A 14,252-nucleotide genomic window follows, 5' to 3' on the forward strand; every position below is an offset into this window, starting at 1 on the left:
CAAAAAGAGGCCCGCAGTCGCGAGACTGCGGGCCTTTTTCATTGCCGGATGCCGACACGCGGCAGCGCGGCAACAGGTCAGCGGCGGGCGGCCTCGGGCCGATTCCGCCTGCGATCGCTCATTCCGTTTCGAACAGCGCCTTGTGGGTGATGCCGGCAAGGATCGCCCCGACGATCGGTGCGACCCAGAACAGCCAGAGCTGCTGCAGCGCCACTCCGCCGACGAACAGCGCCGGGCCGGTCGAGCGGGCCGGGTTGACCGAGGTGTTGGTGACCGGGATCGAGATCAGGTGGATCAGCGTCAGCGCCAGGCCGATGGCGATCGGCGCAAAACCCTTGGGTACGCGGCCATGGGTCGAGCCGAGGATGATCATCAGGAACATGAAGGTCAGCACGACCTCGATGACCAGCGCCGAGGACAGGCCGTATTTGCCGGGCGAGGCATCGCCATAGCCGTTGGTGGCGAAGCCGCCGATGCCGGCGAAGTCGGCCTTGCCGCTGACGATTAGGTAGAGCGCCGCCGAGGCCAGGATCGCGCCGAGCACCTGGGCGACCACATAGGGGATCAGGTCCTTGGCGTCGAAACGGCCGCCGACCAGGAGGCCGACCGACACGGCCGGATTGAAGTGGCCCCCCGAAATGCCGCCCACGGCATAGGCCATGGTGAGTACGGTCAGGCCGAATGCAAACGCTACGCCGAGAAACCCGATGCCGAGGTCGGGGAACGCAGCCGCAAGGACTGCGCTGCCGCAGCCGCCGAAGACAAGCCAGAATGTGCCGAGGAACTCGGCGAGCAGACGTTTGGACATGATGTCATTCCCTCCAGTGTCGCGCGCCTGCGCGGTGCGCCGCATTTTCCGGAGGGGCCCGTCTGGCAACCCCCGCCGCACAGACTCAACGCCGGCATGGAGACATGGCCTGACCAGTCGCGCAACGGGTGAGGTTCCAGTAAGGTCATGCAATCACAGATATTTTCGCTGGACCACGGTTGTGCCGGATTGGCACGCAGAGGTTAACGAACCTTGTGCGGCATTGTGGGCAAGCTTGTGCATGGTCTGTGCATAATCGGTGGATATGTGGCTGCACCCACAATATCTAGTGGAGAACGAACCGGGAAACTTCCCCGGTCAGCGATTCGTCGCCAGTTCGTTCCGCATTTGGTTCAAATCTTAACGAAATGGCGGTTGCGGGCCCGGCCGGCGTTAACGCCAAGGTAGGAAAGGTCAATGATTTCATTATTTTGATTCAGCGGGCGCGCTCCGCTGCCGCGACCGGCCGGCAAAAGTTAAGGAGTCTGGTGGCGATGTGCGGAATGTTCACTTTAGTGAATCTGCATGTGGTGCGGCTTGTGTTGCCCACCTCAATATGTTGGGGTGAACAAAACCTGAATCATCCGGAGTCAGCGATTCGTCGCTGATTCGTTCCAGACTCGTTCCAACCGTTAAATCGGAACATTCCGCTTTCGCTTTGGCGCGCAAATCCCTATGTGTCCACTCGGCGCCGCGGGCGCCGCAACGCCAGGCCGACCCTGGCGCCGAGGGCGGTTCCTAGAAATGAATGTTCACTCCAGGCAGAACGATCCGCTGATCCTGTCAGGCCGCGACGTCACCGCGGTTCTCGGGCCCACCAATACCGGCAAGACCCATCTCGCCATCGAGCGGATGATCTCGCATGAGAGCGGGGTGATCGGGCTGCCGCTGCGCTTGCTCGCCCGCGAGGTCTACGGCCGCATCTGCGAGAAGGTCGGCGCGCACAAGGTGGCGCTCATCACCGGCGAGGAGAAGATCGTTCCGGCCGGCGCGAAATACTCCGTCTGCACGGTCGAGGCGATGCCGCGGCAGACCGACGCCGCCTTCGTCGCCATCGACGAGGTCCAGCTCGCCGGCGATCTCGAGCGCGGCCATATATTCACCGACCGTATCCTTCACCTGCGCGGCAGGCAGGAGACGCTGCTGCTCGGTGCGGGGACCATGCAGGGCATCCTGCAGAAGCTGCTGAAGGGCGTATCCGTGGTCACCCGGCCGCGCCTGTCTCACCTTGCCTATGCCGGCTCGAAGAAGCTGACCCGGCTGCCGCGCCGCTCGGCCATCGTCGCCTTCTCTGCCGACGAGGTCTACGGCATCGCCGAGCTGATCCGGCGCCAGCAGGGCGGGGCTGCGGTCGTGCTCGGCGCGCTCAGCCCCCGCACCCGCAACGCCCAGGTGGCGCTGTTCCAGTCCGGCGACGTCGATTACCTGATCGCCACCGATGCCATCGGCATGGGGCTCAACCTCGACGTCGACCATGTCGCCTTCGCCCAGAACCGCAAGTTCGATGGCTATCAGTATCGCCAGCTCACCGCCGCCGAGCTCGGCCAGATCGCCGGCCGCGCCGGCCGCCATTTGCGCGACGGCACCTTCGGCGTGACCGGCCAAGTCGACCCGCTCGACGAGGAACTGATCGAAAAGATCGAAGGACATGACTTCGAACCGGTGAAGGTGCTGCAGTGGCGCACCGCCACCTTCGATTTCGCGAGCCTCGACGCGCTCAAGCGGTCGATCGACACCGTCGCGCCGGTCGAGGGGCTGACGCGCGCCCTGCCGGCGGTGGACGCGCAGGCGCTCGAGCACCTGTCGCGCGACCCCGCCATCCGATCGCTGGCCACCAGCCGTGAGCGCGTCGCGCTTCTGTGGGAAGCCTGCGCGCTGCCCGACTATCGCAAGATAGCGCCCGCCCAGCATGCCGATCTCATCGCCTCGATGTATGACGATCTCGTCCGGCTCGGGCATGTCGACGAGACCTACATGGCCGAGCAGGTCCGTCGCGCCGACTCCACCGAGGGCGACATCGACACGCTTTCGCACCGGATCGCCCAGATCCGCACCTGGACTTTCGTCTCCAACCGCCCCGGCTGGCTTGCCGATCCGGCACACTGGCAGGAAAAAACGCGCGACATCGAGGACAGATTGTCGGATGCGCTGCATGAACGGTTGACGAAACGCTTTGTAGACCGCAGGACTTCCGTCCTCATGCGCCGCCTTAGAGAAAACACCATGCTTGAAGCCGAAATCAGCCCGTCCGGAACCGTCCTCGTCGAAGGCCACCACGTCGGCGAACTGCAAGGGTTCCGCTTCACAGCCGACCAAAGCGCCGGCGGCGAGGATGCCAAGGCCGTGCGCACGGCGGCGCAGAAGGCGCTGGCGACGGAATTCGAGACCCGGGCCGAGCGTTTTGCCGCATCGCCCAATGGCGACATCGCGCTGGGGTCGGATGGCGTCCTGCGCTGGATCGGCGCGCCGGTCGGCACGCTGGTCGAGGGCGAGGACCCGCTCAAGCCGCGCGTCGTGCTGCTCGCCGACGAGCAACTGACCGGTCCTGCGCGCGACAAGGTCGCGGCGCGCGCCGAGCGCTTCGTCAACTTCCAGGTCGAGCTGCTGCTCAAGCCGCTGGTCGACCTCAAGTCGGCCGAGCAGCTGTCCGGCATCGGCCGCGGCATCGCCTTCCGGCTCGTCGAGAACTTCGGCCTCATCAACCGCCGCGACATCGCCGAGGACGTGAAGTCGCTCGACCAGGAGGGCCGCGCCGCGCTGCGCCGCCTCGGCGTGCGCTTCGGCGCCTACCATGTCTTCGTGCCGGCGCTGATCAAGCCGGCGCCCGCCGGGCTCGTCACCCTGCTCTGGGCGCTCAAGAACGAGGGCAAGGACAAGCCGGGCTTCGGCGACGTCGTCCACGCGCTGGCCGCCGGGCGCACCTCGGTCGTCATCGACCCGGCCTTCGACAAGGCGTTCTACAGGCTTGCCGGCTTCCGCAACCTCGGGCGCCGCGCTGTGCGCGTCGACATCCTCGAGCGCCTCGCCGACCTCATCCGCCCGGCGCTGGCCTGGCGGCAGGGCGCCGGCGCGCGCCCCGACGGAGCCTATGACGGCAGCTCGTTCATCGTGACGCCGCAGATGATGTCGATCCTCGGCGCCACCGGCGACGACATGGAAGAGATACTCAAGGGCCTCGGCTATCGCGCCGAACCCAAGCCGGCCGCCGAGGTCAAGGACAAGCTCGAGACGATCGACACTGCCGCGCGCGAGGCGGCAGCCCAGGCCATGGCAGCCAAGGCGGCAGCCGCCGCGGAAGCCGCGGCCGGTGAGGCGGTAGAGGTGTCGATGGAGGCATTTGCCGAAACTGCCGATGCCGCGCAGGCGCCGGACGCCGGACATACGCCGGAAGCCGCTGCCGAGCAGGTGGAAGTCGCTGCCGAGCCGGTTGCCGAGGTGACGGCCGAGCCGGTCGCCGCGGCCGAGGCTGAAGCCGAGCCCGAAGCAGCCCCGGTCGATGCCCCTGCTGCCGAGGCAGCACCGGTCGAGACCGTTGCGGCGGAAGCATCGGAAGCGGCGGAGGAGCCCAAGCCCATCCTGTTGTGGCGCCAGGCACGTTTCGAACACCGTCCGCGCAACCATCGCCAGGATAACCGTCCGCGCGGCGGCCAGCGCGACCAGCGCAACGGCCAGGCGGCGCGCGGCGGCGAGGCCAACCGTGGCGGCGAAGCCAATCGCGGCGGAAATGGCGGCGAGGGCAGGGAACGTCCCCGTTTCGACCGCAAGCCGGGCGGCAAGCCGCATGGCGAGCGCGAAAGGCATGGCGGCGAGCGGCCCGACAAGGGCGGCTTCAAGGGCAAGCCTGCATTCCAGCAGAAGCCGCGCGAGGAGCGTCCGGCGCGGATCGATCCCGACTCGCCCTTCGCCAAGCTCGCGGCGCTGCGCGACCAGCTCAAGAAGTAGCAACCTTGGCCGGCGAGGGAAGACAGCGCATCGACAAGTGGCTGTTCTTCTCGCGTGCGGTCAAGTCGCGCTCGCTGGCGGCCAAGCTGGTGCAGACAGGCGGGGTCCGCCTCAATGGCCGCAAGCTCGACCAGGCATCCGACATCGTCAAGACGGGCGACGTGCTGACCATCGCGCTCGACCGCCGCATCCTGGTCTACAAGGTGCTGTCGGCGGGCGTTCGCCGCGGTCCGGCCGAGGAGGCGCGGCTGCTCTACGAGGATCTCTCGCCCGAGCCGACGCCCAAGGACCAGGCACCGCCCGACGCGCGCGCGCCGTTGCGCGATGCCGGCAGCGGCCGCCCGACCAAGCGGGAACGCAGGGCCATCGACCGGCTGCGGGGCGACTGAGGCGGTTGCGCGCGGGCGGAGCGCAAAGATGAGAAAGCCGTTCCGCCAGGGGCCGTCTGCGCGGAATGGCCGCCCTTGCAACGTCCCGGCAAAGGGGTTACCTCACCGACAAAGTTCGCCCGTACGGGAAGTCCCGGAGCCTGCCGCATGACCTATGTCGTCACCGACAATTGCATCAAGTGCAAGTACACCGACTGCGTCGAGGTCTGTCCGGTCGACTGTTTCTACGAAGGCGAGAACATGCTCGTCATCCATCCCGACGAATGCATCGACTGTGGCGTCTGCGAACCCGAATGCCCGGCCGACGCCATCAAGCCGGACACCGAGCCGGGCTTGGAGAAGTGGCTCCAGGTCAACACCGAATATGCCAGCAAGTGGCCGAACCTGACGGTCAAGAAGCCCGAACTGCCCGAGGCCAAGGAGTTCGACGGCGTCGAAGGCAAGTTCGAGAAGTACTTCTCGGCTGAGCCGGGCGAAGGCAACTGAGGGCTGCGCCGGGGCCCTGCCCTACAGCGTGTAGTTTCCGTGGCGCGCTTGTCTCTTGACGCGGCAGTCTCTTCGCGTATGCAGCAAAATCTTGATTCTTCCGACTTTTTGTGTTAGAGGTGCGGCAACATGCCGGTGACACAACGTCGATCTATGGCGCGAAGCCTAATTCACTGAAAGGTGACAACCTCAATCCGGGCCAGAGAAATCTGGGCCGGCAGTCGCATTTGCGAGTGCCCGGTTCAATCTCTCGGATTGGGGGTCGATTTTGCGTGCGGCACAAGGTCGCGCTTGGCGACCGCCCCTTAAAGCCGGCCTCGGCGGGCCGGCGCCACAAGAAGGAGTTCAGGGCGTATGGCAACTTCCATCCCGCAGAAGAAATCCGCAGCACGTCACGGTTTCAAGACCGGTGAGTTCATCGTCTATCCGGCGCACGGCGTCGGCCAGATCGTCTCCATCGACGAGCAGGAAGTGGCGGGACACAAGCTCGAGCTGTTCGTAATCGACTTCCAGAAGGACAAGATGCGCCTCAAGGTGCCGGTCGCCAAGGCGACCTCGATCGGCATGCGCAAGCTCTCCGAGACCGACTATGTCGACCGCGCGCTGAAGGTCGTGCAGGGCCGCGCCCGCGTCAAGCGCACCATGTGGTCGCGCCGCGCCCAGGAATATGATGCGAAGATCAATTCCGGCGATCTCATCTCCATCTCGGAAGTCGTGCGCGACCTCTACCGTGCCGACAACCAGCCGGAGCAGTCCTATTCCGAGCGCCAGCTCTACGAAGCCGCGCTCGACCGCATGGCGCGCGAGATCGCGGCCGTCAACCGCATGTCGGAGACCGAGGCCGTTCGTCTCATCGAGACCAACCTCAACAAGGGCCCCAAGCGCGGGGCCAAGGCCGACAACGAAGAGGCCGAACAGGAAGAGGCGGCCTGATCGGGCGTATCATCCCAGGTTACGAAAAACCCGGCCTCGGCCGGGTTTTTTTGTTGCCGCCATGCCGGCGCCGTTGCGGTATCCAGGCGAAAATCCTCAGCCCTCGCCGCCATCGCCATGCTGGTGGGTGATCGAGGCGATGAAGCGCCTGGTGCGCTGGTGCCTGGGATTGCCGAACACTTCGGCGGCCGGGCCTTCCTCGACGATCGCGCCGGCTTCGAGGAACACCACCTTCTGCGCGATCTTGGAGGCGAGGCGCAGGTCGTGGGTCGCCATCACCATGGTCGTGCCTTCGCTGGCGAGCTGGCCAAGCACGTCGACCACCTCCTGCGCCAGTTCGGGGTCGAGTGCGGAGGTCGGCTCGTCGCAGAGCAGCACCTTCGGCGAGGGCGCCAGCGCCCGGGCGATGGCCACGCGCTGCTGCTGGCCGCCCGACAGGGTCGCCGGCCAGGCATCGGCCTTGTGGGCCATGCCGACCTTCTCCAGCAGCGCCGCGGCGCGTTCGCGGGCCTTGGCCTCCGGCCATTTCAACACCGTCACCAGGCCTTCCATGACGTTCTCGATCGCAGTGCGATGCGGAAACAGCTGGAAGTTCTGGAACACCATGCCGGTCTGCCGGCGCAGCTTCTGGACGGCCTTGGTCGAGGCGCGCATGCCGGGCTTGAATTCTATGGCGTCGTCGCCGACGCGCACCGTCCCCGATGTCGGGATCTCCAGGAGGTTGATGCAGCGCAAAAGCGTGCTCTTGCCGCCGCCCGAGGGGCCGACGAGCGCGGTCACGCTGCCTTCGCGGATGTCGACCGACACGTCCTTGATGACCGTGTTGTCGCCGAAGCGCTTGACGATGTTCGAAAGGCCGATCATGAGCGCGCCTCCAGGAAGCCGCCGTAGCGGTTGAGCCGCTTCTCGAGCCGGACCTGCAGGGTCGAAAGCACCGAGCTCATGGCAAGATAGAGCAGTGCTGCCTCGACATAGAGGATCAGCGGCTCGTAGGTGGTGGCGACGATGCGCTGGGCCGCCTGGAACATCTCGGGCACCGTGATTGCGGCCGCAAGCGAGGTGTCCTTGACCAGCGAGATGAAGGTGTTGGAGAGCGGCGGCACCGCCACGCGCGCTGCCTGCGGCAGGATCGTGCGCCGCATCGCCTGCGTCCAGGTCATGCCGATCGAATAGGCCGCCTCCCACTGGCCTTTCGGCACGGAGGTGATGACGGCGCGGATGATCTCGGACGAATAGGCGCCGATGTTGAGGGTGAAGCCGATCAGGGCCGCCGGAAAGGCGTCGAGCACGATACCGACGCTGGGCAGGCCGTAGAAGATCAGGAACAGCTGCACAAGGAGCGGCGTGCCGCGGATGATCCAGACGTAGAAGCGGACGATGGCCGTAAGCGGGGCGGGACCGAACAGGCGCAGAAGCGCTGCCCCCAGGCCGACTGCCAGGCCGAGAACGAAGGAAAGCAGCGTAAGGGGTGCGGTGAAGACCAGGGCGGCCCACAGAAGCGGGCCGAGCGAGTCCAGCATCAATTGAAGCCAGTGGGGCAAGGCGAAGGCTCTTTCCATAGCGACGAGCCCGGAAAATCGCAGATTTTCCGGGCGAGTTCATGCGGAAAATGGAAGGCGGGGCGGACGCCGGTCGGCTGCCCGCCCCTGAGGGAGTGCTTACTGCGAGACGTCCGTGCCGAAATAGGTCTCGGAGATCTTCTTGTAGGTGCCGTCGGCCTTGATGTCGGCGAGCGCCTTGTTGATGGCCGCGACCAGCTCCGGGTCGCCCTTGCGGACGATCACGCCGGAGAAGTCGGCCTTCGCCTCCTCGGCCACGATCTTCACGTCGGCGTCGGGCTTCTGCTTCTTGAAGTCGTAGAAGGACAGGCTGTCGTTGATGGTGGCGTCGGCGCGGCCGTTCAGCACCAGCTGGATCGACTGGTCGAAGCCGTCGGTGCCGACGAGCTCGGCGCCGTTCGTCTCGGCGATCTTGCCGAAGTTGCTGGTCAGCGACTGGGCCGACTTCTTGCCCTTGAGGTCGGCGAAGCCCTTGATCTCGGAATTGTCGCCGCGGACGATCAGCACCGCCTTGGAGGCGATGTAGGGCTCGGAGAAGTCGTACTTCGCCTGGCGTGCCTCGGTGATGCCGACCTGGTTGATGACGGCGTCGTAGCGGTTGGCGTCGAGGCCGGCGATCAGGCCGTCCCACTTGCCCTCGAGGAATTCCGCCTTCACGCCGAGGCGCTTGGCGATCTCCTTGCCGATCTCGACGTCGAAGCCGACCAGCGCGCCCGAGGCGTCGTGGTAGGTGAAGGGCGCATAGGTGCCCTCGGTGCCGATCTTGAACACGCCTGCGGCCTTGATCTGGTCGAGGTTCTCGCCGGCGTGACCGGCGAGGACGGCTGCGAGCTGGAGCGTTGCTGCGAGGGCCAGCGATTTCAGCGACTTCATTTTCTGTGATCCCGATTTTCTTGCCCGGCCTTGTTTGCCGGGCGCGTTGTGATGAGGCGCAATCTGTCAGAAGCCAGGAAACGGCATAAGGAATGAAATTTCAATTATACTTATCTCTTAGAATGGAATTGCTGCAATCCCGGCGCATCGCCGCGACCGTGGAACATTGGCCCCGATGTCGCGTTTATGGCTCTGCGGGGCGGGTCGGGTTGCGCTCCGCGCCTTGGCAGCGCGATCCGAGAGAGCAGGGCATGGCTATGGACAGGGCAGGCCTCGCCGGCGAACAGATGATGCTGAAGGCTGCATCGCGCGCGCCTTACCTGGATCGCATGGAGGAACGCGATCTGGCCTTCCGCTGGAAAGAGCAGCACGACCAGGATGCCTTGAACCGCATCACCACCGCTCACATGCGCCTCGTCATCGCCATGGCAGTGAAGTTTCGCCGCTACGGCCTGCCGCTCAGCGATCTGATCCAGGAGGGGCATGTCGGCCTGCTGGAAGCGGCGGCGCGTTTCGAGCCGGAGCGTGACGTGCGCTTCTCCACCTATGCCACCTGGTGGATCAGGGCTTCGATGCAGGACTACATCCTCCGCAACTGGTCGATCGTCAGGGGCGGCACGAGTTCGGCCCAGAAATCCCTGTTCTTCAATCTCCGCAGGATGCGCGCGCGGCTCGCCCAGGGCGGCGGGCTGCTCGGCGGCTCCTCGGCCTATCACGAGATCTCGGTGGCCCTCGGCGTGTCGGAGGCCGACGTCGCCACGATGGACATGCGCCTGTCGGTGCCCGATGCCTCCCTCAATGCCCCGCTCAACGACGACATGGACGCCGGGGAGCGCATGGACCTGCTGGTTTCGGACGAGCCGCTCCCGGACGAGCTGGTCTGCGAGGCGATCGACATCGAGCGGCGCTCCGGCTGGCTGCGCGATGCGCTGGGCGTGCTCAATGCGCGCGAGCTTCAGATCATCGAGGAGCGCCGGCTGAGCGAGGAGGGGGCCACCCTCGAGCAGCTTGGAACCACGCTCGGCATTTCCAAGGAGCGCGTCCGGCAGATCGAGACGCGCGCGCTGGAGAAGCTGAAATCGGCGCTGGTCAAGCAGAACGTCGATTTCGTCGGTGCCTGAAGCCTACCTGTCCGTGACGATCTTGACCTTGTCGCCGGCCGAAACGGTGGCGCCGGGACCAAGGGCGTTGAGCACGCGGAACAGGTCGAGCTTGCGGTCGACGCCGACCATGCTCGCGGCAAGCGACCCCATGGTCTGGCCCGGCTGAACCGTGACGACACGGATGCGCAGCGGCTTGAGCGCGGCCTTCTCCGCGGCAGTCATCACATGGAAGCTGGAGCTTACCGTACGCGCGATGGCGTCGAGCTGCGTGCTGGCTGTCGGCGCCGCCGTCAGCAGGCGATAGACCTGCGTCTCGGCCCGGATGACGACGATGTCGAATTGCCAGCCCTCGGCGCTGGCGCGCGCAAAGGCCGCTTCGTTGCCGTTGATGGTCTGTGCCTGCACACTGGCGGGATCGAGGCCCGCCACCCAGCCGCTGCGGATGTAGTCCGTCAGCGACATGTTGTTGATGCTTACGCCGTCGAACCGGATGGCGATGTTACCCGGACCGGTCGCGGTGACGGCGGCGGCCGTGTTGTCGATGATGAAGCCCTGCGGCACCGCAAAGGATATGCCGAGCTTGGGATGGAGGAAGTTGGTGCCGCGCACATAGCCTTCTTCCGGCGTATCGCCGAACAGCAGGCCGTCGATGCCGGCCAGGAAGGAGTCGCGGTCGCGCCGGCCGATGCCCGGCGCCCCGAACTGGCGCGCGTGGCGCTGGGCGAGATCGATGCGCTGCGGCGCGTTGGGGTGGCTGGCAAGAAAGTCGAGGCTGGCGTCGGTGGCGCCGCTGACGGAGCGGAAGTCGCTGTAGGACGCCATCGACTGCAGGAAGCGGCCGGCGGCGAACGGATCGTAGCCGGCCTGCCCGCTGGTCTTGATGCCGATGCCGTCGGCCTCCAGCTCCTGGTTGCGCGAGAACTGGGCGAGACGGAGCTTGCCGCGGATGAGTGCCGCCTTGGCCGTCGGACTTTCGCCGAGCACGTCGGTCACGACCTTGGTCGCCAGCACTTCCTCGGCTTCCTTCTGTTGGCGCTGGACCCCGTGATTGGCAGTCACGTGGCCCATCTCATGCGAGATCACGGCGGCGAGCTCGGCCGAATCGTTGGCGAGCGCCAGCAGGCCGCGGGTCACGTACAGATAGCCGCCCGGCAGCGCGAAGGCATTGACGTTGGGCGAGTTGAGGATGGTGATGCGGTAGGTCTGGTTCGGATTGGCCGAAGCCGTGGTCAGGCTGCCGACCACCTTCGCCACCATGCGCTCCAGCTTCGGGTCGGAATACTCGCCGCCATAGGTGGCGAGGATGCGCGGATGCTGGGCCTTGGCGATCTCGGCGAACTTGTCGTTGCGCGAGACGTTGTCGACCGTCACGGGGTTGTTCGAAGGCTGGAAGCCGGACTCGCGGACGTCGGCCGGATTGAGCACCTGGCACCCGGCGACGAGCGCCGTCAGCGCGACCGCGAGGGCAAGTCGCGAGCGGCGTGACATGGGCTTCTCGGTGGGGCCGTGGCGGCGGATAGGCAGGGCAGCTTCCTTTCGGTGGTCTGGGCAGCGGCGAAGCATTACCCGACGGTATTGGGTGGACCTAGCCACACTCACCATGCCGAGACAATAAGGCGCGGTTGGTCATTGTGGCGATTTGACCGTAAATTATGTCCGCTTCCGGGCAAATTCCCGTGATCAAGTCAGTCACGTTCGGCACCGATATAGCGCCGGAACGCCTCTGGTCCAGAATTGTCGAAGAAATCAACGGCTTTGCCGCTCGCTGCGACCATGCCTGCTTCGACGAAAACCATGTTTTTGGCCAGTTTTCGCGCGTCTTCGGGTTGGTGTGTCACAAAAAGCACGGTCATCGGCCGTTCTTCATGCACGCCCGCGAGCAGGTCGAGCATCTCGTCGCGCAGCGCTGGTCCAAGCGAGGCGAACGGTTCATCCAGGAGCAGAACCGGCCGGTCGCGCACCAGGACGCGAGCCAGCGCGACACGCTGGCGTTCGCCGCCGGACAGTTCCCGCGGCAGCCGATTCGCCATGCCGGAGAGGCCGACGCGCGTCAGCGCCTCCTGTACGTCTTCTCGGTCTGAAGCCGTGAGCTTGAGCGAAGGCGAGCGGCCCAGCCCGACATTGCTGGCGACGTCGAGATGGGCGAAGAGGTTGTTCTCCTGGAACACCATCGAGACCGGTCGCCCGGAAGGCGGCGCGGCGGTCACGTCTGCTGCGCCGATCAGCACCCGCCCTTCCCGCGGCTCTTCGAAGCCTGCGACCAGATTGAGCAGGGTCGACTTGCCGGCGCCGCTCGGTCCCATGATCGCGGTGATCTCGCCGGCGGCGAAGGCCGCGTCGAAGCGCACCATGGTTTCCGCGTAGCTGAATACCACCCGGTCGAGCCGCACCGCCTCGCCTGTCGCCGTCATCGCGAAGTCTCCTTGCCGAGCCGGTCGGCGAGCATCACCAGGACCAGGCACAGAAGCCCGAGCATCAGCGCCAGGCCGGCCGCGTCGGCCGTGCGGTAGCTGCCCATGCGGGCTAGCAGAAGATAGGGCAGGGTCTGCACCGCGTCGCTGCCGAACAGCGCGATCACGCCGAGGTCGCCCAGCGACAATGCTGCGGCGAAGGCGAAGGCGGTGGCGAGCGGCCGCCGCAGCACCGGCCAGTCGATCAGGCGCAGGCGGCTCCAGCCGGCGATGCCCAGTTGGGCGCACAGCCTTTCGTGGCGCTCGGCGGCGGCATCGTGGGCCGGGCGGATGGCGCGCACGGCGAACGGCATAGCCATCACCGCATTGACGGTCACGACCATGACCGGCGCGAGCGCGAAGACGTCGACGCCCTGCCGCACCAGCACGAACCAGCCGGCTCCGACGACGACCGGCGGCACCACCAGCACGAGGCCGGCGCCGGTATCGGTCATCTTCTCGAGCAGCGGTCGCTTGTCGCCTGCTCGGGCGGCGGCAAGCGCGTGCCGCGCCATGACCAGCGAGAGGGAAAGTGCGCAGGCCAGCGTCGCCGAGAGCGTGGCGAAGACCAGGCTGGTGAGCGTGGCGCGATGCACGGCCGCCTCGCCGGCGAGCCGGCCGAGGTCAGCCTCCAGTCCTGAGGCGACGGTGGCCAGCATCGGTCCGCCGACGAAACCCAGTGCAGCGAGGATGACGACGCCGTTCAGGATTCTCTCGCCGGTGCGGACATCGACATAGCTGCGCCGCGCCACCGAAAGGTTGGCGTCGCCCGTCGTGTTGGCCCCGAGCTTCATCAGCAGGGCTACCACCGCCGCCGTCAGCGCGATCTGCAGCAGCGTCAGCGCCACCGCCCGCGCGGGGTCGAAGTCGAAGCGCAGTGCCTGGTAGATCGCGACCTCGAGGGTGGTTGCGGCGGGGCCGCCGCCGAGCGTGAGCACGATGGTGAAGGAGGTGATGCAGAGCATGAACACCAGTCCGGCGATGCCGGGCAGGGCCGCGCGCATCGCCGGCCACTCGATCAGCCGAAAGCTTGCGCGCGCGCCCATGCCGAGCTGGCTCGCCAGCCGCCACTGGTCGGCGGGAACGGTCTGCAGTGCTTCGAGCAGCAGCCGCGTCGCCAGAGGCAGGTTGAAGAAGACATGCGCGACGAGGACGCCGGAAAGCCCGTAGATGCCGGGCCATGTGCCTCCGCCCAGCGCACCGAGAGGGGCGGCGAAATAGCCGGCGCGGCCGTAGAGCGTGAGGATGCCGAGGGCCGCGACGATCGCCGGCAACGCCAGCGGCACGGCGAACAGGCGCAGGATCAGCCCGCGGCCGGGAAATTCTGGGTGTCGTGCCAGAGCCCGGGCGACCAGGATCGCCGGTCCGACCGAAAGCAGCATCGACAGCAGGGCCTGCCACAGCGTGAAGCGAGCCACGCGGAGGAGATAGGAATCGAAAGCGGCATAGGCGCCCTCGGGGTTGCGCCAGGCTTCGACGCCGAGGCCGACAAAGGCACCGCCGATCAGCAGGCCGATGGCCGCGAGCGCGATGATGCCGGTGGCGATACGGGGGTCGCGACGGCTTATCTGCATGATGGGCCGCAAAGCCGGCCGGGGTTGAGCCTTGTCATACCCCCCTCTGGCCTGCCGGCCATCTCCCCCACAAGGGGGGAGATTGGCAGCTTCAACGCCCGCCCACTTTCGCCAGCCATGACAGTTGGCGCAGGC

The 14,252-nt window shown here is 66.3% G+C and carries 12 protein-coding genes; 5 read left to right on the forward strand and 7 right to left on the reverse strand.

The genetic code is table 11. The features are described 5' to 3' along the window. Window positions 1-118: 118 nt before the first annotated feature. Window positions 119-808 (reverse strand): aquaporin Z, encoded by a 690-nt coding sequence (aqpZ, locus tag J2X50_RS09310; protein ID WP_347966415.1) that lies wholly within the window; start codon window positions 806-808, stop codon window positions 119-121. 744 nt (window positions 809-1,552) lie between these two features. Between aqpZ and J2X50_RS09315 the strand changes: the two genes are divergently transcribed. The 4 genes from J2X50_RS09315 (at window position 1,553) to J2X50_RS09330 (ending at window position 6,558) form a co-directional block, all read left to right on the forward strand. After that, entirely contained in the window at window positions 1,553-4,750 is a 3,198-nt protein-coding gene (locus J2X50_RS09315; protein ID WP_429094187.1) for a helicase-related protein, read from the forward strand. 5 nt (window positions 4,751-4,755) lie between these two features. Then, complete coding sequence (locus J2X50_RS09320) at window positions 4,756-5,139, forward strand: RNA-binding S4 domain-containing protein (RefSeq protein WP_429094189.1); 384 nt, start codon at window positions 4,756-4,758, stop codon at window positions 5,137-5,139. Between the two features lie 147 nt (window positions 5,140-5,286). Further along, window positions 5,287-5,625, forward strand: coding sequence for a ferredoxin FdxA (gene fdxA / locus J2X50_RS09325; protein WP_340037973.1), 339 nt, complete (start codon window positions 5,287-5,289; stop codon window positions 5,623-5,625). A gap of 354 nt (window positions 5,626-5,979) precedes the next feature. Continuing rightward, entirely contained in the window at window positions 5,980-6,558 is a 579-nt protein-coding gene (locus J2X50_RS09330) for a CarD family transcriptional regulator (protein ID WP_429094191.1), read from the forward strand. Window positions 6,559-6,654: 96 nt separating this feature from the next. On the opposite strand, the gene J2X50_RS09335 is transcribed toward J2X50_RS09330, so the two are convergent. From J2X50_RS09335 to J2X50_RS09345, 3 genes are all read right to left on the reverse strand, one after another. Further along, the gene (locus J2X50_RS09335; protein WP_429094192.1) at window positions 6,655-7,422 is read right to left on the reverse strand and encodes an amino acid ABC transporter ATP-binding protein; all 768 of its coding nucleotides are present in this window, start codon (window positions 7,420-7,422) and stop codon (window positions 6,655-6,657) included. Further along, window positions 7,419-8,099, reverse strand: a complete 681-nt coding sequence (locus J2X50_RS09340; protein WP_347966421.1) for an amino acid ABC transporter permease — start codon at window positions 8,097-8,099, stop codon at window positions 7,419-7,421. Before J2X50_RS09340 ends, J2X50_RS09335 begins: the two co-directional genes overlap by 4 nt. A 117-nt stretch (window positions 8,100-8,216) precedes the next feature. After that, entirely contained in the window at window positions 8,217-8,990 is a 774-nt protein-coding gene (locus J2X50_RS09345) for an amino acid ABC transporter substrate-binding protein (protein WP_429094194.1), read from the reverse strand. Window positions 8,991-9,241: 251 nt separating this feature from the next. Here J2X50_RS09345 and J2X50_RS09350 point away from each other — a divergent pair, with 251 nt between their 5' ends. Further along, complete coding sequence (locus J2X50_RS09350; RefSeq protein WP_429094196.1) at window positions 9,242-10,111, forward strand: RNA polymerase factor sigma-32; 870 nt, start codon at window positions 9,242-9,244, stop codon at window positions 10,109-10,111. Between the two features lie 3 nt (window positions 10,112-10,114). Here the strand turns inward: J2X50_RS09350 and J2X50_RS09355 are convergent, their stop codons facing one another. From J2X50_RS09355 to thiP, 3 genes are all read right to left on the reverse strand, one after another. Then, complete coding sequence (locus tag J2X50_RS09355; RefSeq protein WP_429094198.1) at window positions 10,115-11,581, reverse strand: M48 family metalloprotease; 1,467 nt, start codon at window positions 11,579-11,581, stop codon at window positions 10,115-10,117. 197 nt (window positions 11,582-11,778) lie between these two features. Then, window positions 11,779-12,504 (reverse strand): thiamine ABC transporter ATP-binding protein, encoded by a 726-nt coding sequence (gene thiQ, locus J2X50_RS09360; protein WP_429094200.1) that lies wholly within the window; start codon window positions 12,502-12,504, stop codon window positions 11,779-11,781. Beyond that, the gene (gene thiP, locus J2X50_RS09365; protein ID WP_429094201.1) at window positions 12,501-14,117 is read right to left on the reverse strand and encodes a thiamine/thiamine pyrophosphate ABC transporter permease; all 1,617 of its coding nucleotides are present in this window, start codon (window positions 14,115-14,117) and stop codon (window positions 12,501-12,503) included. The genes thiQ and thiP overlap by 4 nt, the downstream gene beginning before the upstream one ends. Between the last annotated feature and the right edge of the window lie 135 nt (window positions 14,118-14,252).

The organism is Aminobacter sp. BE322 (genome assembly GCF_050433525.1).
Lineage (GTDB): Bacteria > Pseudomonadota > Alphaproteobacteria > Rhizobiales > Rhizobiaceae > Aminobacter.

Bases quoted from the DNA above. Each gene is read 5' to 3' on its own strand.
- J2X50_RS09345 (WP_429094194.1), bottom strand. From the start codon at position 8,990: ATGAAGTCGCTGAAATCGCTGGCCCTCGCAGCAACGCTCCAGCTCGCA.
- J2X50_RS09335 (WP_429094192.1), bottom strand. From the start codon at position 7,422: ATGATCGGCCTTTCGAACATCGTCAAGCGCTTCGGCGACAACACGGTC.
- thiQ (WP_429094200.1), bottom strand. From the start codon at position 12,504: ATGACGGCGACAGGCGAGGCGGTGCGGCTCGACCGGGTGGTATTCAGC.
- J2X50_RS09350 (WP_429094196.1), top strand. From the start codon at position 9,242: ATGGCTATGGACAGGGCAGGCCTCGCCGGCGAACAGATGATGCTGAAG.
- fdxA (WP_340037973.1), top strand. From the start codon at position 5,287: ATGACCTATGTCGTCACCGACAATTGCATCAAGTGCAAGTACACCGAC.
- thiP (WP_429094201.1), bottom strand. From the start codon at position 14,117: ATGCAGATAAGCCGTCGCGACCCCCGTATCGCCACCGGCATCATCGCG.
- J2X50_RS09330 (WP_429094191.1), top strand. From the start codon at position 5,980: ATGGCAACTTCCATCCCGCAGAAGAAATCCGCAGCACGTCACGGTTTC.
- aqpZ (WP_347966415.1), bottom strand. From the start codon at position 808: ATGTCCAAACGTCTGCTCGCCGAGTTCCTCGGCACATTCTGGCTTGTC.
- J2X50_RS09355 (WP_429094198.1), bottom strand. From the start codon at position 11,581: ATGTCACGCCGCTCGCGACTTGCCCTCGCGGTCGCGCTGACGGCGCTC.
- J2X50_RS09315 (WP_429094187.1), top strand. From the start codon at position 1,553: ATGAATGTTCACTCCAGGCAGAACGATCCGCTGATCCTGTCAGGCCGC.